Source organism: Proteus sp. CA142267 (assembly GCF_003336825.1).
GTDB lineage: Bacteria > Pseudomonadota > Gammaproteobacteria > Enterobacterales > Enterobacteriaceae > Proteus > Proteus terrae.
The window spans coordinates 506,485-532,410 of sequence record NZ_QPMG01000001.1; the positions used below are offsets into that span (position 1 = coordinate 506,485).

17 protein-coding genes are annotated in these 25,926 nt (G+C 39.9%); 13 read left to right on the forward strand and 4 right to left on the reverse strand.

The genetic code is table 11. From position 1 onward, the window contains the following. Positions 1-68: 68 nt before the first annotated feature. Both uraA and upp read right to left on the reverse strand, forming a co-directional pair. Complete coding sequence (gene uraA, locus C0T34_RS02375) at positions 69-1,370, reverse strand: uracil permease (RefSeq protein WP_098942491.1); 1,302 nt, start codon at positions 1,368-1,370, stop codon at positions 69-71. A 191-nt stretch (positions 1,371-1,561) separates the two neighbouring features. Beyond that, a complete protein-coding gene (upp, locus tag C0T34_RS02380) occupies positions 1,562-2,188 on the reverse strand; it encodes a uracil phosphoribosyltransferase (RefSeq protein ID WP_006533051.1) in 627 nt (208 codons plus the stop codon). 231 nt (positions 2,189-2,419) lie between these two features. On the opposite strand from upp, the gene purM reads away from it, so the two are divergent. The 6 genes from purM (at position 2,420) to mgtE (ending at position 10,161) form a co-directional block, all read left to right on the forward strand. After that, complete coding sequence (gene purM / locus C0T34_RS02385) at positions 2,420-3,460, forward strand: phosphoribosylformylglycinamidine cyclo-ligase (protein WP_098942490.1); 1,041 nt, start codon at positions 2,420-2,422, stop codon at positions 3,458-3,460. 13 nt (positions 3,461-3,473) lie between these two features. Then, positions 3,474-4,103: a phosphoribosylglycinamide formyltransferase gene (gene purN / locus C0T34_RS02390; protein ID WP_098942489.1), complete on the forward strand. Its 630-nt coding sequence runs from the start codon at positions 3,474-3,476 to the stop codon at positions 4,101-4,103. A 106-nt stretch (positions 4,104-4,209) separates the two neighbouring features. Next, complete coding sequence (gene speG / locus C0T34_RS02395; RefSeq protein ID WP_098942488.1) at positions 4,210-4,800, forward strand: spermidine N1-acetyltransferase; 591 nt, start codon at positions 4,210-4,212, stop codon at positions 4,798-4,800. Between the two features lie 46 nt (positions 4,801-4,846). Further along, positions 4,847-6,928 carry a polyphosphate kinase 1 gene (gene ppk1 / locus C0T34_RS02400; protein ID WP_075671908.1) on the forward strand — a complete coding sequence of 694 codons (2,082 nt, stop codon included), beginning with the start codon at positions 4,847-4,849 and terminating at the stop codon, positions 6,926-6,928. 4 nt (positions 6,929-6,932) lie between these two features. Continuing rightward, on the forward strand, positions 6,933-8,465 hold the full coding sequence (ppx, locus tag C0T34_RS02405; RefSeq protein WP_098942486.1) for an exopolyphosphatase: 1,533 nt from the start codon (positions 6,933-6,935) through the stop codon (positions 8,463-8,465). 232 nt (positions 8,466-8,697) lie between these two features. Next, positions 8,698-10,161 carry a magnesium transporter gene (mgtE, locus tag C0T34_RS02410; protein WP_098942485.1) on the forward strand — a complete coding sequence of 488 codons (1,464 nt, stop codon included), beginning with the start codon at positions 8,698-8,700 and terminating at the stop codon, positions 10,159-10,161. Between the two features lie 68 nt (positions 10,162-10,229). Here the strand turns inward: mgtE and C0T34_RS02415 are convergent, their stop codons facing one another. Further along, a complete protein-coding gene (locus C0T34_RS02415) occupies positions 10,230-10,451 on the reverse strand; it encodes a hypothetical protein (protein WP_109849652.1) in 222 nt (73 codons plus the stop codon). Between the two features lie 770 nt (positions 10,452-11,221). Between C0T34_RS02415 and C0T34_RS02420 the strand changes: the two genes are divergently transcribed. Next, positions 11,222-12,595, forward strand: a complete 1,374-nt coding sequence (locus tag C0T34_RS02420) for an MFS transporter (RefSeq protein WP_098942483.1) — start codon at positions 11,222-11,224, stop codon at positions 12,593-12,595. Positions 12,596-12,759: 164 nt separating this feature from the next. Here C0T34_RS02420 and dtpA read toward each other — a convergent pair whose 3' ends face one another. After that, a complete protein-coding gene (gene dtpA, locus C0T34_RS02425; RefSeq protein WP_098942482.1) occupies positions 12,760-14,226 on the reverse strand; it encodes a dipeptide/tripeptide permease DtpA in 1,467 nt (488 codons plus the stop codon). A 562-nt stretch (positions 14,227-14,788) separates the two neighbouring features. Between dtpA and C0T34_RS02430 the strand changes: the two genes are divergently transcribed. From C0T34_RS02430 to yegQ, 6 genes are all read left to right on the forward strand, one after another. Then, the gene (locus C0T34_RS02430) at positions 14,789-16,024 is read left to right on the forward strand and encodes an MdtA/MuxA family multidrug efflux RND transporter periplasmic adaptor subunit (protein WP_109849653.1); all 1,236 of its coding nucleotides are present in this window, start codon (positions 14,789-14,791) and stop codon (positions 16,022-16,024) included. Next, positions 16,024-19,155: an MdtB/MuxB family multidrug efflux RND transporter permease subunit gene (locus tag C0T34_RS02435; RefSeq protein ID WP_109849654.1), complete on the forward strand. Its 3,132-nt coding sequence runs from the start codon at positions 16,024-16,026 to the stop codon at positions 19,153-19,155. Before C0T34_RS02430 ends, C0T34_RS02435 begins: the two co-directional genes overlap by 1 nt. Then, positions 19,152-22,235 (forward strand): multidrug efflux RND transporter permease subunit MdtC, encoded by a 3,084-nt coding sequence (gene mdtC / locus C0T34_RS02440; RefSeq protein WP_098942479.1) that lies wholly within the window; start codon positions 19,152-19,154, stop codon positions 22,233-22,235. The genes C0T34_RS02435 and mdtC overlap by 4 nt, the downstream gene beginning before the upstream one ends. Next, on the forward strand, positions 22,232-23,608 hold the full coding sequence (baeS, locus tag C0T34_RS02445) for a two-component system sensor histidine kinase BaeS (RefSeq protein ID WP_109849655.1): 1,377 nt from the start codon (positions 22,232-22,234) through the stop codon (positions 23,606-23,608). The genes mdtC and baeS overlap by 4 nt, the downstream gene beginning before the upstream one ends. A 23-nt stretch (positions 23,609-23,631) precedes the next feature. Next, on the forward strand, positions 23,632-24,339 hold the full coding sequence (baeR, locus tag C0T34_RS02450; RefSeq protein ID WP_088495278.1) for a two-component system response regulator BaeR: 708 nt from the start codon (positions 23,632-23,634) through the stop codon (positions 24,337-24,339). 120 nt (positions 24,340-24,459) lie between these two features. Next, positions 24,460-25,839: a tRNA 5-hydroxyuridine modification protein YegQ gene (gene yegQ, locus C0T34_RS02455; protein ID WP_075674055.1), complete on the forward strand. Its 1,380-nt coding sequence runs from the start codon at positions 24,460-24,462 to the stop codon at positions 25,837-25,839. Positions 25,840-25,926: the final 87 nt, after the last annotated feature.

The window sequence follows — 25,926 nt, forward strand, 5'->3', positions numbered from 1 at the left end:
AAAAAAAGGCGGAGATCATCCACCTTTTTTATTAATTTCAGCATATTGCTTTAGATGTTCTTAATCGATTACTTTTTGTTTGCTGTACCACTCACCGATTCAATGGTGTTATCCACTAATTCTGTTTCAGGGCGAACAATACTGACTAATTTAAAGATTAAGCTTAAAACAATACCTACGATGGTCGCTAATGCCATGCCTTTTAATTCAGCCGCACCAATCTGAATGGATGCACCACTCACACCAACAATCAGAATAATTGCAGTTAATATCAAGTTTTGCGGTTTGTTGTAATCCACTTTTGAATCTAACAAGACACGAATACCTGATGCACCAATAACTCCGTAAAGTAGTAATGAAACCCCACCCATCACTGGAACAGGTACAGCAGCAATAGCAGCAGCAAGTTTACCGACACAAGATAATAAGATAGCGAGAATTGCTGCGCCACCAATAACCCATGAACTGTAAACTTTAGTGATAGCCATAACACCAATATTTTCACCGTAAGTGGTATTTGGTGTTGAGCCAAAGAAACCCGAAATAATGGTAGAGAAACCGTTTGCGAACATAGAACGATGTAAGCCTGGGTTTTTCATTAAATCGCGTTGCACAATATTTGCTGTAACAACAAGGTGTCCAACGTGCTCTGCAATAACCACTAATGCAGCAGGTAGGATAATAAAGATAGCACTCCATTCAAAACGCGGAGAATAGAATGTCGGTAGTGCAAACCAGTTAGCTTCTTTAATTGGAGTAATATCAACAACGCCCAAGAAGAAAGAGAGTGCATAACCAACTAATACCCCAATAAGAATAGGAATAATAGCAAGGAATCCTCTAAACATCACAGAGCCTAAGATTGTCACACCTAAAGTCACCATAGAAATAAGCAGTGTTTGATTATCAACTGGTGCATCAGCACTTGGTAATAATCCTGCCATTCCTGCAGCGGTTCCTGCTAATTCAAGCCCGATGACGGCAACGATTGCGCCCATTGCCGCAGGCGGAAACATCACATTGATCCAGCCCCGCCCAGCTATTTTAACAATACCTGCAACGATACAAAATAACACGCCACAGACGATGAATCCTCCGAGTGCTAATTCATACCCTAAAGGTAACAGTAAAAGTACCGGCGAGATAAACGCGAAACTTGAACCTAAATAAGCAGGAATGCGTCCTTTACAAATAAAGAGATAAAGCAGGGTTCCGATCCCGTTAAATAACAATATTGTTGCCGGATTAACTTTAAATAAAATTGGCACAAGTACGGTGGCGCCAAACATTGCAAACAGATGTTGAAGACTCAACGGAATTGTTTGTAATAATGGTGGGCGCTCTTCTACCCCGATTGCACGACGAGTCATGCTTACGACCTCTCTTTAATATGAATGTGAAATTGGTTTGTATTTTTAACTTTATACTCACCTTACTTTAAGCCACCATGTTGCTAACTACGCTCACTCGAACGAGTCATCTAGCGGCACCTTAAAATATTTAGAGTATAGAACAAATAAGTGATCCAAAAAAAAGCCGACTATCAAAGTCGGCTTAATTATTATTTTGTACCAAATATCTTATCACCAGCATCGCCAAGACCTGGAACGATGTACCCGTGCTCATTAAGATGACTATCAATAGATGCAGTATATAATTCCACATCTGGATGAGCTTCTTCTAATGCCTTAATACCTTCTGGAGCAGCAACCAGTACTAATACTTTAATTGAAGTACAGCCCGCATTTTTTAATAAATCAATTGTGGCAATCATAGAGCCGCCAGTTGCTAACATAGGGTCAACAACAAGAGCCATACGCTCTTCAATATTGGATGCTAATTTCTGGAAGTAAGGGACAGGTTTTAATGTTTCTTCATCGCGGTAAACGCCAACTACACTGATTCGGGCACTAGGAATATTTTCTAATACTCCATCCATCATCCCGATACCTGCACGGAGGATAGGAACTACTGTGATTTTTTTTCCTTTAATCTGTTCTATCTCTACCGGACCACACCAACCTTCTATTGTTACCGTCTCTGTTTCTAAATCGGCGGTAGCTTCATACGTCAGTAGACTGGAAACTTCTGAAGCCAGTTCACGAAAGCGTTTAGTGCTTATATCATGATCTCGCATCAGCCCCAATTTATGTTGAATGAGTGGGTGTTTTACCTCAACGATCTTCATAATTTCTCCTAATGTACGACGCAGCCTGACAAAAAAATCGCGAGATTATACCGCTTTTTTGCCAACATTCCATCGTTTTTCTATTGATATTGATCAAACGCACAGCTTTTAACCACACCAACATGAATAATTGTGACCTATAAAGAAGATCCTCGCAAACGTTTGCTTTGCCTGTTAGAATAGCGTTCGCACACATTTTTTCTTAACAGCAACTTGCCGTGAGGGCTCTACGTGACTAACAAATCCTCTCTCAGCTATAAAGATGCCGGTGTCGATATTGATGCAGGTAATGCTTTAGTCGATCGTATCAAAGGTGTAGTAAAAGAAACCCGCCGTCCTGAAGTTATGGGGGGTTTAGGTGGTTTTGGCGCACTTTGTGCAATTCCCTCTAAATACCGCGAACCTATTTTAGTTTCAGGCACTGATGGCGTAGGAACTAAACTTCGCCTTGCGATGGATTTAAATCGCCATGATGACATCGGTATTGATTTAGTCGCAATGTGTGTCAACGATTTGATTGTTCAAGGTGCAGAACCCCTTTTCTTCCTTGACTACTATGCCACAGGAAAATTAGATGTCGATACCGCAGCACGCGTAGTAACAGGTATTGCAGAAGGTTGTAAACAATCTGGTTGTGCGCTAGTCGGTGGGGAAACTGCTGAAATGCCAGGAATGTACCACGGTAACGATTATGATATCGCAGGCTTTTGTGTCGGTGTGGTTGAGAAATCAGAAATTATCGATGGTAGCAAAGTTAAAGCTGGCGATGCACTAATCGCTTTAGCATCAAGTGGGCCTCATTCTAATGGCTATTCATTAGTCAGAAAAATTCTTGAAGTCAGCAATACGCAAGCTGAAAGCACACCATTAGGCGATAAATCATTAGCGGATCACCTATTAGCCCCTACTCGTATTTATGTGAAGTCACTACTTTCATTAATTGAAAGTGTGGACATCCACGCTGTCGCACATATTACTGGTGGCGGATTCTGGGAAAATATTCCTCGCGTATTACCTGAAAACACGCAAGCGCGTATTGAAAGTAAAAGTTGGGAATGGCCAATGGTTTTCAAATGGCTACAAGATGCCGGACAAGTCAGTACACATGAAATGTATCGCACCTTTAACTGTGGCGTTGGATTGTTAATTGCCGTTAACCCAAATGACGTTGAAAAAACATTAGCACATCTGGCTGAATGTGGTGAAAACGCATGGTTAATTGGTGAAGTTGCGCCACAAGCTGCTGGTGAAGCACAAGTTATTATTAACTAATGAAAGCATGTGAATGAAAAATATTGTCGTCCTTATCTCAGGAAACGGCAGCAACCTACAGGCGGTTATCGACGCCTGTAGGGCAAATAAAATCACAGGTAATGTGGTTGCTGTCTTAAGTAATAAAGCTGATGCATATGGTCTTGAACGAGCAAAACTGGCTAATATTCCAGCTTATTTTGTTGATCCTACTTTATATAATGACAGAGCGGATTACGATAAAGCGTTAATTAAGCAAATCGATGCTTATCAGCCCGATATTGTGGTTTTAGCCGGTTTTATGCGTATTTTATCGCCTGATTTTGTCACTCACTATCAGCATAAATTATTAAATATTCATCCTTCTTTACTTCCTAAATATCCCGGATTACACACTCATCGCCAAGTTTTAGCGAATAAAGACTCTTTTCATGGCGTTACCGTCCATTTTGTTACAGAAGAGCTTGATGGTGGTCCCATGATTATTCAGGCACGTATTCCTGTTTTGCCCGATGATACTGAACAATCATTACAAGCAAGAATACAAATTGAAGAGTATCGTATCTATCCATTAGCGATCGGTTGGCTAGCTGACGAGCGATTAAAAATGAAGAGTAATCAAGCCTTTCTCGATGATATTGCGCTTTTCGACAACCTTGGTTAACTATTTCGTTTAAGATAAAAAGTCACATTGTGCTACACTGTAGCTCGCGTGACTTTTTTTGTGTCACCCTTTTCTCTTTTTATTCAATGCATTCACCGAGGTGCTTATGTCCGGTGGTAAGAAAGTTCCACCTATAAAATTACGTCCTCTCGAACGAGAAGATCTCTCTTTTGTCCATCAACTTGATAATAACGCCAGCGTTATGCGCTATTGGTTTGAAGAACCTTATGAGGCTTTTATCGAGTTAAGCGACCTTTATGAAAAACATATTCACGACCAAAGTGAACGCCGTTTTATTGCCGAAAGTGACGGTACTAAAGTTGGGCTTGTCGAGTTGGTTGAAATTGATTATGTTCACCGTCGTGCTGAATTCCAAATCATCATCGCACCTGCACACCAAGGCCACGGCTATGCTGCACGAGCAGCAAAATTAGCGATGGATTATGCTTTTTCTGTACTTAATTTATACAAACTCTATTTGATCGTCGATAAAGAGAATGCTAAAGCGATTCATATTTATGAAAAGCTTGGCTTTAAAAAAGAAGGTGATTTAATAGATGAGTTTTTTGTTAACGGTGCCTACCGTTCTGCGATTAGAATGTGTACTTTCCAAGCGCCTTATTTTGCACAAAAAGCCAAAGAGGCGAAACCCGAAAATTTTGTTAAGCCGGGTGCAACCATTAAGCAACACGTCTGATTTATTCAGATATTAAGTTTTAACTTTAACCCTTGTTGGAGTTCAGATGTCCCAGGAACGACTCTATATTGATAAAGAGATCAGTTGGCTTGCATTTAACGAACGTGTATTACAAGAGGCGGCTGATAAACGAAACCCGTTAATTGAAAGAGTCAGGTTTCTGGGGATCTATTCAAATAATCTTGATGAGTTCTACAAGGTTCGTTTTGCCGATGTCAAACGCCGTATTTTAATTAATGAAGAGCGTGGTTCACGCTCTGCATCAAGTCATGCTCGCCATCTTATAAAGAAAATTCAGTCAAAAGTGGCTAAAGCTGACCAAGAGTTTGACGCCTTATATAATGATTTGTTACTTGAAATGGCGCGAAATCAAATCTTTTTAATTAACGAACGTCAAATCTCACCTAATCAACAAATCTGGTTACGCCAATACTTCCGTCAAAATTTAAGAAAGCACATCACGCCCATCTTGATTAATCCTGAAACAGACTTGGTTGAGTTTCTTAAAGATGACTATACCTATTTAGCGGTTGAAATTGTGCAAGGACAAATTATTCATTATGCCTTGCTAGAAATTCCATCAGATAAAGTACCTCGTTTTGTTATTCTGCCTACAGACCAAGGACGCAGTAAGAAAAAATCCATGATTTTATTGGATAATATTTTACGCTACTGCCTTGATGAGGTATTTAAAGGCTTTTTTGATTATGACTCATTAAGTGCTTATTCCATGAAAATGACGCGAGATGCTGAGTACGATCTTGCGACAGAAATGGAATCAAGCTTACTTGAAATGATGTCATCGACATTAAAACAGCGCCTTACCGCTGAGCCTGTCCGTTTTGTTTATCAACGGGATATGCCTGATGAAATGGTAGCGCTACTGCGCAGTAAATTAGGTTTATCGAATAATGACTCCGTAATAGCTGGTGGTCGTTATCATAATTTCAAAGATTTTATTAACTTCCCAAATGAAGGGAGTAAATTTCTTTTAAATAAAGTGATCCCTCGCTTACGCCATGTTTGGTTTGATAATTTCCGTAATGGCTTTGATGCGATACGTGAGCGAGATGTCTTGCTCTATTATCCTTATCATACCTTTGAGCATGTACTGGAGTTGTTGCGCCAAGCCTCTTTTGATCCAAGTGTTATCTCAATAAAAATCAATATTTACCGTGTTGCTAAAGATTCTCGGATCATTGATTCGATGATCCACGCTGCACATAACGGTAAGCGTGTCACTGTTGTCGTTGAGTTACAAGCACGCTTTGATGAAGCGGCAAATATCCACTGGGCCAAACGCCTGACAGAAGCAGGTGTACACGTTATTTTCTCTGCCCCGGGCCTGAAAATTCACGCGAAATTATTTATCATTTCACGTTTAGAAAATGGTGAAATTATTCGCTATGCTCATATCGGTACCGGGAACTTTAACGAAAAAACAGCACGTCTTTATACTGACTATTCACTATTAACGGCGAATACCGAAATTACTAATGAAGTGCGTCGCGTCTTTAGTTTTATTGAAAACCCTTATCGTCCAGTGACTTTTGAACACTTGATGGTTTCACCACAAAACTCGCGTATTCTGTTAAATCAATTAATCACGAACGAAATTCACAGTGCCCAAGCCGGACATCCCGCGGGGATCACATTAAAAGTGAATAACTTAGTTGATGAAGAGCTCGTTAATCGCCTTTATGACGCGTCAGAAGCTGGCGTAAAAGTACGATTATTAGTACGTGGAATGTGTTCTTTAGTCCCTAATCAGCCGGGATTTAGTGAAAATATTCAGGTAACCAGCATTGTTGACCGCTTTTTAGAACACGATCGTGTCTATGTGTTTACTAATAAAGGCGATGAAAAAATCTTTCTCTCTTCTGCGGATTGGATGACGCGAAATCTTGATTATCGTATTGAAGTTGCAGTGGCTTTGCTTGATCCTCAACTTAAACAGCGCGTTCTTGATATTCTGGATATTCAATTTAATGACACCGTAAAAGCACGCTATATCGATAAAGATTTAACAAATAGCTATGTTCCTCGTGGAAATAAACGTAAGATCCGTTCCCAGCTTGCTGTCTATGAGTACATTAAATTGTTAGAACAACCAGATCCACGAGCGTAATTCTATGCCTTTATCACAAGATGACTCTTCACCACGTCCTTTAGAAATTGCGGCTATTGACCTCGGTTCTAATAGTTTTCATATGATTATTGCGCGGGTTGTTAATGGCGCATTACAAGTATTAAGCCGTTTAAAACAGCGAGTTTATCTTGCTGATGGCCTTGATGATGATAACGAATTAAGCGAAGAGGCTATGTTACGTGGGCTCTCAGCCCTTTCTCTTTTTGCTGAAAGGTTACAGGGCTTTCCTGCGGAAAATGTCACTGTTGTGGGAACGCATACTTTGCGTGTCGCCACTAATGCAAAAGTCTTTCTTCAACGCGCCAAAGAAGTTATTCCTTATCCTATCGAAATTATTTCAGGACACGAAGAAGCCCGACTTATTTTCATGGGTGTTGAACACACTCAATCTGAAAAAGGTCGAAAACTCGTTATTGATATCGGTGGTGGCTCAACAGAATTGGTTATTGGTGAAAATTTTGAACCAATCTTAATCGAAAGCCAACGCATGGGTTGTGTCAGTTTTAGCCGTCAATTTTTCCCTGAACAGAAAATCAGCGAATCCGCTTTTCGTAAAGCTCGAGAAAAAGCTGCGCGTAAAATGGAAAAAATTGCATGGCAATACAAAATGACTGGCTGGGATGTGGCTTTAGGCGCTTCAGGAACAATTAAAGCGGCCCATGAGATCTTAGTTGAGTTTGGTGAAAAAGACGGTGTTATCACACCAGAACGCCTACTTATGCTTACTAAACAAATCTTACGATTTAAGAAATTTAAAGATATCGCCCTTCCGGGATTATCCGATGAACGTAAACATGTTTTTGTACCAGGTTTGGCGATTTTATGCGGTATCTTTGATTCTTTAGGATTAAAAGCCCTACACCTATCTGATGGTGCATTACGTGAAGGTGTACTCTATGAAATGGAAGGTAGATTTCGCCATCAAGATATTCGCCAACGCACAGCGAAAAGCCTTGCAGAGCACTATAATATCGATAGAGAGCAAGCAAAGCGTGTTCTTGAAACAATGCAATCTCTCTACGCTCAGTGGGCACAGCAAAATCCTAAATTGGTTCGTCCTGATTTAGAAGCCATTTTAATCTGGGCTGTCATGTTACATGAAGTGGGATTAAGTATTAATTTAAGCGGATTACATCGTCATTCTGCCTATATTCTTTCAAATACTGATTTACCCGGGTTTAATCAAGAGCAACAACTGTTATTAACAACCCTAGTTCGCTATCACCGAAAAGGGATCAAGCTAGATGAGTTGCCAAAATTTAATCTTTATAAAAAGAAACAGTATTTTCCGCTCGTACAAATACTAAGATTAGCAACTTTACTTAATAATCAGCGACAATCGACGACAAAACCCGCATCTTTGCGTTTAGTTACAGATGAAAATCATTGGACGCTTTATTTTCCTAAAAAGTATCTTTCCGATAACACATTGATGGAATTGGATTTAGAAAAAGAACAAGAGCATTGGCAGTCAGTTCCAGGTTGGAAACTAGATATAAAAGAGGAATCTGCTTAACAATATGATATTATGCAGAAAAAGACGCTAGCCAATGCGTCTTTTGTTGCATCTATCATACAACAATCATCACATAACAACATAGGTTTGATTTGTGACCATAATATGAACATCACCAACGCAATATTGTTCAAGATTCATATTTTTTATACGGAGAAGACCGATAATCATCCTAAAATGGAATAATTAGTGTCAATGGTTATCTCCCTCGTAAGAATTAAAAAGGAATAACATGTCTCAAACAGCTATCAACAATGATACTGCGGCTGCCATCAATCCGTATTCACAAAAAGTGGCACACCTGCGTCAGCAAATTTTGAGCATCTTTCTCGAAGATGATCATTTTGTTGAAACCGTTTTAGGTGAAGCAAGTGAAAATGATAGGCTGAGCCACCATGAACTTCATGAAAAAATCACCACTGTTAGAGAATTACTACAAGATCTACACGCGGCAGATATTGCAGATATTCTTGAAGCCCTTCCCTATGACGAACGTCTAGCTCTGTGGCACTTGGTTGATAATAATGAACGTGGTGCTGTTTTAGTCGAAGCTTCTGTCGCCGTTTGGGACAGCTTAATTAAAGATATGACTGACCGTGAATTATTACGATCGGTCGCCACATTACATGTGGATGAGCAAGCATATATCGCAGAGCACTTACCTCGCGATACAATGCGTCGCCTTCTTACCTATTTAGAACCAAGCCTGCGTAATAGAATAAGAGAAGTTCTTCAATATCCAAAAGACAGTGTCGGTCAGATGATGGATTTTGAGTTCGTCACTGTGCGAGGCAATGTCACGTTAAAAACGGTGCAACGCTATCTACGCCAACGAGGCTCTATTCCTGAAGCAACGGATAAAATTTTCGTTATTGATAATAAAAACCATCTGTTGGGCGAGCTTCCATTAACCACCGTTTTGACCCAATCTCCTGATAAGCTTGTCTCTGATGTAATGAAAACAGATACCGTTAGCTTTATGCCTGAAGAAAAAGGTGAAGATGCAGCAGGTGCGTTCGAACGTTATGACTTAATTTCAGCAGCTGTTGTCGATACTAATGGCCTTCTAATGGGGCGATTAACCGTTGAAGATATCGTTGATAACATGCATGAAGAGAGTGATACCAATATTCGTCGTATGGGTGGTTTAAGCCCAGAAGAAGACGTCTTTGCACCCGTCGGACAAGCTGTTAAAACGCGCTGGACTTGGCTGGCTATCAACTTATGTACTGCTTTCGTCGCCTCTCGTGTTATCGGTGTCTTTGAAGATACCATTTCCCAATTAGTTGCTCTTGCCACATTGATGCCGATTGTTGCGGGTATTGGGGGAAATACAGGTAATCAGACTATCACAATGATTGTTCGCGCATTAGCGCTACACCAAATTCAAACCGGAAGCTTTTCTTTCTTAATTTTAAGAGAGCTTGGCGTGGCCTTTATTAACGGTGTTGTTTGGGGAGGAATAATGGGAATTGTCACTTTCCTCCTCTATGGTGACCTTGCTATGGGTGCGGTAATGACAATGGCGATGGTATTAAACCTCTTAATGGCTGCCATGATGGGTGTATTGATCCCGATGACCATGATTAAATTAGGTAAAGATCCTGCTATTGGTTCAAGTGTTATGATAACCGCAATTACAGATACAGGTGGTTTCTTTATCTTCTTAGGTTTAGCAACTATCTTCTTAGTCTAAGAAAAGCCTCAATGACACTAACGCCACTGCTAATAAAATACAGTGGCGTTTTTTATACCGATAAATAATTAAGCCATTGTTGAAAGGTAATAATAGACAAGTAACAATGCAATAATCAACGAGGTAATAAAAGTCTTTTTAACAGAGGCACTTAGTAAATAGCTATCATTTTGATTAGTGTTATTAAGCATGGTTTTTAATATTAAACCACCACCTAATGCGACGATAGAAAGTGATGCAAAAAGAACAATTGCAGCTAAGAGAACAGCACTCATTGAGATAGAGACCATAAATCCTCCGACATATCAATTGACTTTCAGATGTAATTATAACCAAGAATAGTTTTTTTGATGCCTCTTTTTGTTTTTATTTTTAATCTAACGATAAAACAAAGAAAAACCACACTATGCATAAAAACACAAAAATAAAGTTAGCATTGTAAATTTTATTAGATTTAAATTTCAATAAACTGAAAAATGATAAAATCTAATACCAATGATTTTCAATTTAACATACAGTAGAATATTCTAATAATTCATTTTCTATCAGATCATATCTTTCATTATTAATACTGTTAGCTTTCTTAATTATCTAATAATAACTTTATTTCTGGAAAATAATAAATTAACGCATCTCTTAATTTATTATTTTTATGGCTATTTAAATTAGAATAAATATATTCAGCATTAAACATTTTTTATTTAAAAATACAGAATTCTTACTTATTTGTAAGTCACATAATAATTTTGCTTTATATTGATAAACATTGAAATATTGATATTTTAATCCAGAAAATAGTATAATTAAAAACAAAGATAACAAAAAACCCTAATTAAATAGTGTATTATGTTATTTTAATTTCATCTATTTACATTATTAAGAGCTTCCTGTTATAACTTAAACCATCATCACAACATTATTCTTTCTCGCATAAATAGCCTTTAAATAACCTTTTGCTGTTATTTATTTTCACCCTATTTTATTCGCTAATTTAAAAAGAATTCAATTGTGAACTTATTACTTATTATTTTTATCACGATGATTATTATAGGTTGTTATTATGACATCACAATCACACTCCACTCAGCCGTTGAGTCAACCTACGGCAAGACCATTGAACCGCAGCGACTATAAAACGTTGGGTTTATCCTCACTAGGAGGAACTTTGGAGTTCTATGATTTCGTGATCTTCGTCTTCTTTACGAAAACATTGAGCCACTTGTTCTTTCCTGGTGATAACGCCTTTATTGCACAAATGCAGACATTAGGTATTTTTGCAGCCGGTTATCTTGCTCGCCCTCTGGGTGGCATTATTATGGCACACTACGGAGATATCATTGGTCGTAAACGTATGTTTACCTTAAGTATCTTCTTAATGGCTGTACCAACATTAGTTATTGGTTTATTACCAACTTATGCCAGCATTGGTGTTGCTGCGCCATTATTGTTGTTATTAATGCGTATTATGCAAGGTGCGGCTATTGGTGGTGAAATGCCAGGTGCTTGGGTATTTATTGCAGAGCACACACCCAAACAACGTTATGGCTTAGGTGTAGGAACGTTAACCTCTGGTATTACAGGCGGTATTTTATTAGGCTCCATCGTTGCGATTATCGTTCAACGTAGCTATACCAGCCAAGAAGTGAATGATTTTGCATGGCGTATTCCCTTTATTTTAGGGGGCATATTTGGCTTAATTTCTGTTTACTTACGTCGCTTTTTACAAGAAACCCCTATCTTTAAAGAGATGGCGGCAAAAAAAGCGTTAGCACAAGAAATGCCCGTAGTTTCAGTTATTAAGAATCACAAGCAAGCGTGCTTAATTACGGCTGCGTTAACATGGTCTTTATCAACAGCTATCGTTGTCACCATTTTAATGACACCCGGCGTGATTGTTGAAGGGATCTATAAAATTGATAGAACAACGTCATTAGAAGCAAACTGTGTTGCAACATTAACTTTAACCTTAGGTTGCATATTCTGGGGTTGGATTGGTGACAAATTAGGAACACGCGCATCAATGACATTATCATGGGGTGGTTTGATTGTTACCGCGTTCCATTTCTATGGCAGTTTAGATCCAGCAATGTCAGGTTTTCAGTTAGCATTTAATTATGGTTTGATGGGCTTTTTTGTAGGCGCGATTGCAACTACACCTATTGTTAGTACAAGAGCATTTCCACCATCAATTCGTTTTTCTGGTTTGTCTTTTGCTTACAATATGGCTTATGCCTTATTTGGTGGATTAACACCGATGTTAACAGGAATATGGTTAGAAAAAACCGCAATGGCGGGTGCCTATTATGTCGCTGGCGTATCATTATTAGCTATTGCAGTCGCTTTCTTACCTTTAGCGTATAAAGGTTGGGCGGCAGTAAAACCCACAACAAGAGAGAAAGATGTTGCATTGCAGATTGATAAAGTAATTGGTTAAGCCTTATCAATGTATAAATATGTTCTGTAAGTATCCCTTTATACAATACCGCCCTTAATAAGGGCGGTATTTTTTGAATTGAATTTTATGGCAAGAAATACAAAAAAGGATGCCTTATGGCACCCTTTATTCTTCTTAAAATTTTGTTTTTTTAATGGCAAAAATTACTGTGTCATTTTACTCAGCATAGGTGCTGTGAGCAGCATTAGAACTGCGATAACACCTGTTACAATACCGATTTGTAAGAAAACACTGCTGTAAATTTCTAATGAAGCATGAGCGCTTTGTACATCTTCAGGTACTGCCATTAAACTCGCAACTTTACCTGCAATAATTGCTGCGGCTGCCGAAGTTAAGAACCATGCGCCCATGATAAAGCCCATTAAACGCTGTGGTACAAGTTGAGCAACCATTGCAAGACCAAGTCCTGAAATCATTAGCTCACCAATACTTTGGAAACCATAACTTGCGACTAACCACCATGAAGACACAATACCTGCTTCATTTGCCATGCTTGCACCCAGTGGTAACACTAAGAATGCAGTCGCACTTAAGAACATCCCTACGGTGAACTTATATGGCATTGGTAGTTTATCACCCATAAAGTTATACACAGCCGCTAACAGTGGACTTGCTAACATGATCCAGAATGGATTAAGTGATTGGAATTGTTCAGGTTCAACGCTGAAACCTAAGATTGAGTGCTCAACGTTATGGATCGCGAAGAAGTTTAAAGAAGTTGGCATTTGATCGTAAAGAACGAAGAATACAACCGCTTCAACCATCAGCAAGAATGCAACAATCATCTTACGGCGAGCAACGCCCTTCATCATGAACGTTTCACGCGCAAAAATCAGGATGATACCTAATGAGATGATTGCTAAAGACCAACTTGCCACTTCATTATTATGTAGCAACCAAGTGGATACAGCGACCAGTGCAACGATACCCACCAGCGTTAATAATAATTTTGAATAATTAAGCGGTTCAAAGTCAGGTTTAGAACCTTTATCTTTGATCCAACCACGACAAACCATAAAGTTTGCTAAGGTGATCAGCATACCTACAACGCTTAATGCAAACGCAACATCCCAACCATAATTAGCCGCTAACCACGGTGTTGCTAACATAGATAAGAACGAACCCACGTTGATAGACATATAGTACATAGTAAATGCACCGTCTAATTGCGGATCGTCTTTCTCATAGCATGTTGCTAATAATGAAGATGGGTTGGCTTTAAATAAACCATTACCTACTGCAATCGTTGCAAGTCCCCAATAAATCACGTCTTTATCGTGATCAGAGAATGCCACCATTGCATAACCAATTGCGAGTACGATCGCCCCAAGAATAATAACCCTTTTAGTACCAAGGATTTTATCCCCAAGCCATCCACCGATAGCAACAAAGCCATAAACTAATGCGGTAAATGCAGCAAAAACAGTGATAGCTTCTGCTTCACCCATGCCCAGCATTTTAACCAAGTAAACGGCCATGATCCCTTGCAGACCGTAATAGCCGAAACGTTCCCATAATTCGATTGAGAAGATGAGATAAAACGCACGAGGCTGTTTAAACGCATTCAGGCTCGGTTTTTGTCCATCGTCAGGTGTGTTTGCAGTTGACACTAAAAACCTCTAATTATTCTATTACGCCTTTATATTTAGGCTAATTTTTTACAAAAATTTCGTTATTTAAGACAGAGTTAAAGCTCGGTGAATTTCATACTGGATTGTTATTCTTTGAAAAGAGTTCAACGCAGAGAAAAACAAGGTTGGCATTCTATCACTGGAAAGCATAATTATCTAAGAATTATAACTAACTATTGCGTTTTATCATAGTTACAGGCATTTGTACAAAATAGTTATGCGGTTAAAAAAACAGCAAACAAAATAACTCACTGATAATCAATAATTTATTTTCCACTTAATTATCCCTATATAAACAATTAAGCTACGCTACTGCTTATCCATATTTTGCAAAATTATCTCTTATTGAATAACAACGATAAAATAATGCCAGTAGCAATTTGTTTTAACTGATTAAAATAACGTCAACAAAACACATTCCTTGACTTAATTTCCATATTTCCTCCATTTTTAACTGTGAAGAAACAGGTAGAATGTCACCATTCCAGATTTTCATTTCAGTATTTCTGATTAGCTAGTTGCCAGTGGGATCACAAAAGTAATGAATAAAAACAAAAATGCTAAAAAAAGAGTTTCTCTCATTATCGCTTTAATCGTCGTAATCTCAGGGGGTTACGCCTATTGGCAATTTAATGCAGCAAAAACAGCGTCGCCCGAAAATAAAGGGACTCAAGCAACAAACTCACAGAGTCGAGGTACATCAGGATCTCGTCGTCCTCCTTTGCCGCCTGTTCAAGTTGCAACATCAACACAAGAAGATGTCCCTCAATTTTTATCTGCTTTAGGTACAGTAAAAGCCACTAACAGCGTAACCGTCACTAGCCGTGTTGAAGGTCAATTAATGGCGCTACATTTCACCGAAGGCCAACAAGTTCAAAAAGGCGATCTCTTAGCTGAAATTGACTCACGCCCTTTTGAAGTACAATTAGCCCAAGCCAAAGGACAGCTAGCAAAAGATCAGGCTACATTAGCTAATGCGCGTCTTGACTTAGCGCGTTATCAGAAATTAGCAAAAACCAATTTAGTCTCACAACAAGAGCTAGATAATCAGCAAGCTTTAGTAAAACAGTCTGAAGCCAGTATTCGTATTGATGAAGCCACTATCAGCAATGCACAACTGCAATTAACCTACAGCAAAATCACGGCACCTATTTCAGGCCGAGTGGGTTTAAAGCAAGTTGATGTAGGAAACTATATTTCTGGCGGTTCATCCACGCCTATCGTTGTTATCAATCAAATGGACCCTGTTGATGTGCTTTTTACTTTGCCAGAACAAGATTTAGCGAATGTTATTCAAGCACGTAAAAACAATGCAGATTTGCCTGTTACGGCGTTAGATAGAAATAATCAATTTGAATTAGCACAAGGCACACTATTTAGTGTTGATAACCAAATTGATGCAACAACTGGCACCATTAAATTAAAAGCACGCTTCCCTCAGCAAGAAAATACTCTATTCCCTAATCAATTCGTGAATGTACGCCTTTACGTCACCACATTAGAAAAAGCGGTTGTTATTCCTAATGCAGCATTACAAATGGGTAATGAAGGTCACTTTGTTTGGGTTGTAGATAGCGAAAATAAAGTGAGTAAATTACGTGTTGAAGTTGCCTTACAAAATGCGGAAAAAGTCGTGATAGCCTCCGGTTTATCAGCAGAACAACGCGTTGTCACCGATGGTGTGGATAGATTAACACAGGGTGCGAAGGTCGATATCGTGACTCCAACAGCACCAAAGACTAAAGAAAATAACCGTGTTGTTGCGGAGAAAGCGTAATGACCGAAAAAACACACGGTACAGGTGGGGGACCATCTCGCTTATTTATTCTGCGCCCTGTTGCAACAACCCTTTTTATGGTCGCCATTCTCTTAGCCGGGATTGTCGGCTATCGTATGCTGCCCGTCTCTGCATTACCTGAAGTTGATTATCCAACTATTCAGGTCGTTACTCTCTATCCCGGAGCAAGCCCTGATGTAATGACATCAGCGGTTACAGCTCCATTAGAACGTCAATTCGGACAGATGTCTGGATTAAAACAGATGTCGTCACAAAGCTCTGGTGGTGCTTCGGTGATCACACTGATGTTCCAATTAACATTACCATTAGATGTTGCAGAGCAAGAAGTACAGGCTGCGATAAATGCAGCAACTAATCTGCTCCCATCAGATTTACCCTATCCGCCAATTTACAGCAAAGTAAATCCTGCAGATCCGCCTATTTTAACCTTAGCGGTGACTAGCTCAACCTTACCGATGACACAGCTACAAGATATGGTTGAAACTCGTATCTCGCAAAAAATTTCACAAGTTAATGGCGTAGGTTTAGTGGCGTTAGCTGGTGGTCAGCGCCCTGCTGTTAGAGTCAAACTCAATGCACAAGCCGCAGCATCTTACGGTTTAGATAACGAAAAAATTCGTGTAGCAATCAATAATGCGAACGTTAACTCAGCGAAAGGCAGCCTTGATGGGCCAACTCGCTCTGTGACGTTATCCGCTAATGATCAAATGAAATCATTAGAAGATTACCGCCAATTAATCGTTACTTATAAAAATGGCGCACCAATTCGTCTATCTGATATTGCAACTATTGAACAAGCAGCTGAAAACAATCAGCTAGGCGCATGGGCGAATAATGAGCAGGCGATTATTATTAATGTTCAACGTCAACCCGGCGTTAACGTTATTGATACCACTGATAATATTCGTAGTTTATTACCTGATTTAGTCTCTAATTTACCAAAGTCCGTTAGTGTTGAGATCTTAACAGACAGAACCACAACGATCCGCGCTTCAGTTAAAGATGTGCAGTTTGAACTTGGATTAGCTATCGCTCTTGTGGTGATGGTGATTTATCTCTTTTTACGTAATGGTGTCGCAACCTTAATCCCAAGTATTGCCGTACCGCTTTCATTAGTGGGTACGTTTGCCGTGATGTATTTTTGTGGATTCTCTGTCAACAACCTCACCTTAATGGCATTAACCATTGCTACAGGCTTTGTTGTCGATGACGCCATCGTTGTAATTGAAAATATCTCCCGTTATCTCGAACGCGGGGATAAACCGCTAACTGCTGCTCTAAAAGGCGCTGGCGAGATTGGTTTTACCATTATTTCGCTTACCTTCTCTCTGATTGCCGTACTAATCCCACTATTATTTATGGGTGATATTGTCGGTCGCTTATTTAGAGAATTTGCAATCACCCTTGCTGTCGCCATTCTAATCTCTGCGGTGGTTTCTCTCACATTGACGCCAATGATGTGTGCTCGATTGCTAAAACCTGAAAATGAAATCAAGCACAACCGTTTTGAAATGGCGTGCGAGCGTTTCTTTGAAAGAATGATCGCAGTGTATGCCGTTTGGTTAAAACGTGTTTTAAACCATCAATGGATAACCCTTGGCGTAGCACTTAGCACATTAGTGCTGACTGTATTGCTCTATATGTTTATTCCTAAAGGCTTCTTCCCATTACAAGATAACGGGCTATTGCAAGGAACCATTGAAACTTCACAATCCATTTCTTATCAAGCAATGGTAGAAAAACAACAACAGGTCGTTGATAAATTAATTGATGATCCTGCTATCGATAATATTGCTAGTTTTGTAGGAATTGATGGAAGCAACGCAACTTTAAATACGGGTCGTTTGCAAATTACATTAAAACCTCTTGATCAGCGGGATTCCCGTATTGATGTGATTATTCCTCGTTTACAAGAACGTATTGCTTCGATTTCAGGAATGACTCTCTATCTACAACCCACTCAAGATTTAACGATTGATACGCAAGTTTCCCGTACTCAGTATCAATTTACGCTACAAGCAACATCATTAGATGAATTAGCTTATTGGGTGCCTAAACTTTCTCAAGCATTAAAAGATAGCTCTGAATTAACGGATATCAGCAGTGATTGGCAAGATAACGGCATGATGGCGTATATCAAAGTGGATAGAGACTCAGCAAGCCGTTTAGGTATTTCAATGAGTGAAATTGATAACGCGCTTTATAATGCTTTTGGCCAGCGTTTAATTTCAACTATCTATACTCAAGCCAATCAGTATCGCGTGGTATTAGAACAAGATATTCGTAATGGTGATGGATTACAGGCACTTTCAGCCGTGCATTTAACGGGTAAAGATGGTGCGATGGTACCTTTATTATCTATTGCATCCGTCGAGCAACGCTTAGCACCACTTTCTATTAATCATCAAGAGCAATTTCCTTCAGCGACCTTCTCTTTTAATGTCGCTGAACAATCTTCTCTTGAAGAAGCCGTGAAAGCGGTGAAATTAGCTGAAGAGCAAATTTCTATGCCGAGAGATATCACCACTCAATTTCAAGGTGCGACATTAGCATTTGAAAGTGCGCTTTCAAGTACTTTGTGGCTGATTATCGCGGCAATTGTCGCAATGTATATTGTATTAGGTGTGCTATATGAGAGCTTTATTCACCCTATTACTATTTTATCTACACTACCAACAGCAGGTGTCGGCGCATTATTGGCTTTAATTGCCGCAGGCAATGAGCTTGATATTATTGCAATCATTGGGATCATCTTGCTTATCGGGATCGTAAAGAAAAATGCGATCATGATGATAGACTTTGCCCTTGCTGCCGAACGAGAGCAAGATTTAACGCCTTACGAAGCGATTTATCAAGCATGTTTATTGCGTTTCCGCCCAATCTTAATGACCACAATGGCCGCCCTTTTAGGTGCTTTACCTTTAATGTTAAGTACAGGTGTAGGGGCAGAATTACGTCAGCCATTAGGGGTTTGTATGGTTGGTGGCTTAATTATGAGCCAGATCTTAACCCTGTTTACGACACCCGTGATTTATCTGTTATTTGATAAATTATCGCTCTACATCAACCGTAATAAACACGTCGAGAATAATAACGAGGCTGTATCATGAAGTTCTTCGCCCTCTTTATTCAACGACCTGTAGCAACCACGTTGCTCAGCTTGGCGATTTCGCTATGTGGTGCATTAGGGTTTATGTTGCTCCCTGTTGCCCCATTGCCCCAAGTGGATTATCCGGTTATTAATATTTACGCCTCCTTACCCGGGGCATCACCAGAAACGATGGCGTCATCTGTGGCAACACCGCTTGAGCGCTCTCTAGGGCGAATTGCGGGTATTGATGAAATGACATCAAGCAGTTCACTTGGAAGTACCAGCATTACGCTGGTGTTCGATTTAAACAAGGATATCAATACCGCAGCTCGTGATGTACAGGCCGCATTAAATGCCTCACAAAGCTTGTTGCCTTCAGGTATGCCAAGCCGTCCGCGTTATTATAAATCGAATCCTTCTGATGCTCCGATTATGATCTTAACGCTCACCTCTGATACTCAAAATACAGGGGAGCTTTACGATCTCGCTTCAACACGGTTAGCACAAAAAATCTCACAAATTGAAGGTGTCAGTGAAGTTTCGGTTGGTGGCGGTTCATTGCCCGCGATACGTGTCGCCCTCAATCCTGATGCGTTATTTAACCAAAATGTCAGCCTCGATGATGTTAGAAAAGCGATTAGCCAAGCGAATGTGCGACGGCCTCAAGGCTTTGTCAATAATGACGAAGGACGTTGGCAGATCCAAACTAACGATGAGCTCAGTAAAGCGGCTGAATATCGCCCAGTGATCGTGCATTACAATCAAGATGCAGTCGTGCGTTTAAGTGATGTAGCACAAGTTACCGACTCAGTACAAAACTCGCGAGCCGCAGGAATGAGCGGCGGAGAGCCTGCAATTTTGCTGGTTATTCGTCGTGAAGCGGGTGCCAATATCATTGAAACTGTAAATCGTATTCGTGATGAGCTTCCAGAATTACGTGAGCTTATTCCCGCAAGCGTTGACTTAAAAGTCGCACAAGATAGAACACCGACTATTCGCGCATCATTAGCAGAAGTTGAACGTGCGTTAGCCATTGCTGTAGCACTGGTTATTTTAGTTGTGTTCTTATTTTTACGCTCCGGTCGCGCTACGCTGATCCCTGCTGTTGCTGTACCTGTTTCATTAATTGGCACTTTTTCAGCCATGTATCTTTGTGGCTTTAGTTTAAACAACCTTTCATTGATGGCATTAACCGTGGCGACAGGCTTTGTGGTTGATGATGCCATTGTGGTGCTTGAAAATATTTCTCGCCATATTGAGAATGGTTTAAAACCTAAAGAAGCCGCCTTAAAAGGGGTTGGAGAAGTCGGTTTTACTGTCCTTTCAATGAGTATTTCTCTTGTTGCCGTTTTTATTCCATTACTGTTAATGGATGGCCTTGTTGGGCGATTATTTAAAGAATTTGCCATCACCTTAACAACGGCTATTGCTATCTCGCTATTTGTTTCTCTAACGCTAACACCCATGATGTGCGCACATTTACTCAAAGGAATGAAACCCAAAGCGCAATCGCATTTACGCGGTTTTGGTAAGTTACTTTTTCGCGCTCAGCAAGGTTACAGTGTCACATTACAAGCTGCCTTGCGTCATCGACGCTGGGTTATGGCCATTTTTCTCGCCACTTTGGGCTTAAATGCTTATTTATACATCAGTGCACCAAAAACGTTTTTTCCCGATCAAGATACGGGACGTTTAATGGGATTTGTGCGTGCTGACCAAAGTATTTCATTCCAATCGATGAAAGAAAAAATGGCTCGTTTTATGCAAGAAATTAATGCAGATAAAGACGTTGATAGCGTAACGGGTTTTACGGGTGGCGGGCGTATTAACAGTGGGTTTATGTTTATTTCCCTCAATCCGCTGTCAGAGCGTACCGATAGCGCAAATCAAGTGATTAACCGCCTACGGGCAAAATTAGCTAATGAACCGGGTGCCAACCTCTTTTTAATGCCAGTGCAAGATGTTAGAGCTGGTGGACGCCAAGCGAATGCCAGTTATCAATTTACATTATTAGCGGATGACTTAAGTGAGTTGCGTAAATGGGAGCCGATTGTCCGTAAAGCTTTAGGTGAACTGCCTCAGCTTGTCGATGTTAACTCTGATAAAGAAGATAAAGGCGCCGAAATGGCACTGACTTACGATCGCGATACTATGTCGCAATTAGGTATTAATGTCAGTGATGCCAATAATCTGCTGAACAATGCTTTTGGTCAACGTCAGATCTCTACTATTTATGCACCGTTAAATCAGTATAAAGTCGTGATGGAAGTCTCTGAACAATATACACAAGATGTCTCTGCGTTAGATAAAATGTATGTGGTCAATAATCAAGGTGAGCGCATTCCATTATCCGCATTTGCAAGTTGGTATCCAGCGAATGCACCATTAAGTGTGAATCACCAAGGATTATCGGCATCTTCAACTATTGCCTTTAATATTCCTGAAGGCTATACATTAGCTGATGCCATTAATTCTATTGAACGCACAATGACAGAATTAGGTGTGCCCAATACCGTCAGAGGCTCCTTTGCAGGCACGGCTCAGATATTCCAAGAGACCATCAAATCACAGCTTATTCTTATCCTAGCGGCGATTATAACGGTCTATTTGGTATTAGGTGTACTGTATGAAAGCTATATTCATCCGCTGACTATTTTATCTACCCTACCTTCTGCGGGTGTCGGTGCCTTATTAGCATTACAGCTTTTTAATACGCCTTTTAGTCTGATTGCTCTTATTGGCATTATGTTGCTGATTGGTATTGTGAAGAAAAACGCCATTATTATGGTGGATTTTGCAATTACTGCGCAGCGTGAAGGCAAATTATCGGCTAAAGAGGCCATTATTCAGGCTAGTCTACTGCGCTTTCGCCCTATTATTATGACAACGCTTGCCGCATTATTTGGGGCATTGCCATTGATGTTAGGTAGCGGAGATGGTGCCGAGTTAAGACAACCTTTAGGGATAACAATTGTAGGTGGTTTATTAATGAGCCAACTACTGACCCTTTATACAACCCCTGTTATTTATCTATTTTTTGATGGATTGCGTGAACGTTGGCAACAACGACGTATCAGCAAAAAAGAGGCAAATGCATGAAATTGAGAAGCAAGCTGTTCTTAGTGATTTTCGCTACTTGTATGGTGGTTGTTCTCGCCATGCATATTGGTATTCGAGGTAGCTTCCAGCAAGGATTCATTGGCTATATCAAGAAAAACAGTGAACAGCGTGCAACTCTTTTAGCTGAAGCTTTAACTGAACAATATGCGTTAACGGGAGATTGGCGGTTCCTCAATAGAGATGATCGCTCTCTTTATCAAATATTACGAAGTATTGACCAAATAAGCCAAAGTAGCGAAGGCCCGCCACCCAGAGGTTGGCGGACACAGTTTTGGATCGTTGATAAAGATATGAAGCGCCTATTTGGACATGACAATCAATTTCCCGCAGAGACATTTAAAAAACCCATTACTTTTCACGACGAAATTGTTGGGTGGGTAATTGTCAGTGCGGCAGATAAAATCAGTAATGAAGCTGATATTAGTTTTGATAAACAACAACTGCTTACCAGTTGGATAATTGCAGGTTTAACGGTTCTTTTTGCTTTATTTATCACGCTTATTCTTTCTCGCAATATGATACGCCCTGTTAAACGCCTCGTTGAGGCGACACATAAATTAGCAGCCGGTGACTTTTCTGTGCGAGTAACGCCCACAAGTAAAGATGAAATCAGTCAACTCGCTACCGACTTTAATCAACTTGCCAGCACACTAGAAAAAAATGAGCAAATTCGTCGTGATTATATGGCTGATATCTCACATGAATTGCGAACCCCTCTTGCTATTTTAAAAGGTGAACTTGAAGCGCTACAAGATGGTGTCAGAAAACCTACAACAGAAACGCTGAACTCCCTTTTATTTGAAGTCACAAACCTGACAAAACTGGTTAATGATCTCCACCAGCTTTCATTATCGGACAGAGGCTCTTTAACTTATCGTAAAGATTTTATTGATATTAATGAGGTTATTTTGCTGGCTGTGGCTTCTTATCGTCACACATATCAAACTAAAAATATTACTCTACTCACCGAATTAGATGATTTATCGCCACTCATTGTACAAGCCGATCCTGATAGGTTGATCCAGCTTTTCCATAATCTGCTAGAGAATAGCGTGCGCTATACTTATTCGGGTGGCCAATTACATATCAGCACCCAAAAAGGGCAAAGACATGTTCTTATTTCATTAGAAGATAGTGCTCCGGGGCTTGATAGTGCGCAATACGAAGTTGTTTTCCAACGTTTTTATCGTGCAGAAAACTCACGAAATCGTGCAAGTGGCGGTTCAGGTTTAGGTCTTGCGATTTGCGAAAATATCGTTGAAGCTCATAATGGTAAAATAAGTGCCATGCCTTCTTCTTTAGGTGGTATGAAAATTCTTATAGAATTACCTGCATATTCTGATGATCTTTAAGCCTATAACCATTGAGCCAATAAATGACAGTATCTGAATCACCCTATTCAATCCTGATTGTTGAGGACGAACCTAAACTTGCCCAATTGCTTATTGATTACCTTCAAGCATCTGGTTATCAAACTCATTGGTTAGCGGATGGTGCAGAAGTGAGCCATTGTGTAAAGCAACAGCATTACGATTTAATCTTGTTAGATCTCATGTTGCCAGTTAAAGATGGCATTACAGTCTGTAAAGAGTTACGTCAATTTTCAGATATTCCCATCATTATGGTGACAGCTAAAACAGAAGAAGTTGATAGATTACTTGGGCTTGAAATTGGTGCTGATGATTATATTTGCAAACCCTATAGCCCAAGAGAAGTGGTAGCCCGAGTCAAAACTTTATTGCGTCGTTTTTATCGACCACAAGATATTGTTCAAAGCGATAAATTAGTCGTTATTGATGAACAGGCTTATCAAATCCAATACAACAATAAAATTCTCGATTTAACGACTGCTGAATTTCGTTTGCTAAAAGCCTTGGCTACTCAACCCGGCAAAATATTAACCCGTGATCAGTTAATGGATCACCTTTATGATGACTACCGTATTGTGACGGATAGAACCATTGATAGTCATATTAAAAACTTACGACGTAAACTTGAGCAACTTAACGATCAAATTGAATTTATTCGCTCGATTTATGGTCAAGGTTATCGTTGGGAAACCCAAGCTTACCGTTTTCGATGATATTTTTTCAGGAATACATTGAACCTCGCTACACTTAAGCGCTAGAATCCACCCCTTTATGATATACCCCTACCCAATGTGTGGGGGACTGACTTGAAATCAGAACCAGGAAATTTAACCATGTTTACACCCGAATTGCTCTCTCCTGCTGGCTCATTAAAAAATATGCGCTATGCATTTGCTTATGGCGCAGATGCCGTTTATGCAGGTCAGCCACGTTATAGCTTACGTGTGCGTAATAATGAGTTTAACCATGAAAACCTTGCTAAAGGTATTCAAGAAGCCCACGAATTAGGTAAGCGCTTCTATGTTGTGGTTAATATCGCACCTCATAATGCTAAATTAAAAACCTTTATCCGTGACTTAAAACCCGTCATTGATATGGGTCCTGATGCGCTGATTATGTCTGATCCGGGTTTGATCATGATGGTGCGTGAAGCCTTCCCTGAAATGGATATTCACCTTTCAGTGCAAGCCAATGCTGTTAACTGGGCAACCGTAAAATTCTGGCGTCAAATGGGATTAACTCGTGTGATCCTGTCTCGTGAACTCTCTATTGATGAAATTGCCGAAATTCGTAAGCAAGTTCCTGATATGGAATTAGAAGTTTTCGTCCACGGTGCATTATGTATGGCTTACTCTGGTCGTTGCCTGTTATCTGGCTATATCAATAAGCGCGACCCGAACCAAGGTACTTGCACTAACGCTTGCCGTTGGGAATATAAAGTCGAAGAAGGCAAAGAAGACGATGTAGGTAATATCGTCGAAAAATACACACCAATCCCAGTTAAAAACGTTGAGCCTACTTTAGGTGTTGGCGCGCCAACTGATAAAGTTTACTTGATCGAAGAAGCAAAACGTCCTGGTGAATATATGACTGCGTTCGAAGATGAACACGGTACTTATATCATGAACTCTAAAGACTTACGTGCGATTGAACACGTTGAGCAATTAACTCAAATGGGTGTGCATTCGCTCAAAATTGAAGGCCGTACTAAATCCTTCTATTACTGTGCTCGTACAGCTCAAATGTACCGTCGTGCGATTGATGATGCGGTTGCAGGCAAACCCTTCGATCCAACGTTACTAACAACATTAGAAGGCTTAGCTCACCGCGGTTATACAGAAGGCTTCTTACGTCGTCATACCCATGATGCATACCAAACTTATGAATATGGTTACTCTGTCTCTGACACTCAACAATTTGTCGGTGAATTTACAGGTAAACGTGTAAACGGTTTAGCCGAAGTTGATGTTAAAAATAAATTTGTTTTAGGTGATAGCCTAGAATTAATGACACCAACTGGAAATATTCAATTCACGTTAGAAGAGCTGTTTAACAAAAAACAACAACCAACCGATGTTGCACCGGGTAATGGTCACATGGTTTATTTATCTGTTCCTGAAGATGTTGATTTAGATTTTGCTCTGCTGATCCGCAACCTACAAGGTACAACAACACGTCAACCGCATAAAATTGATGCGGTAGAAGTGAAGTAAAGCATCATAATCTGATTTAAAGTGGTCAATTTCAAATACAGATCACATCAATAATGATTTGTTTACCGTATCATCAGTTCCGAAAAA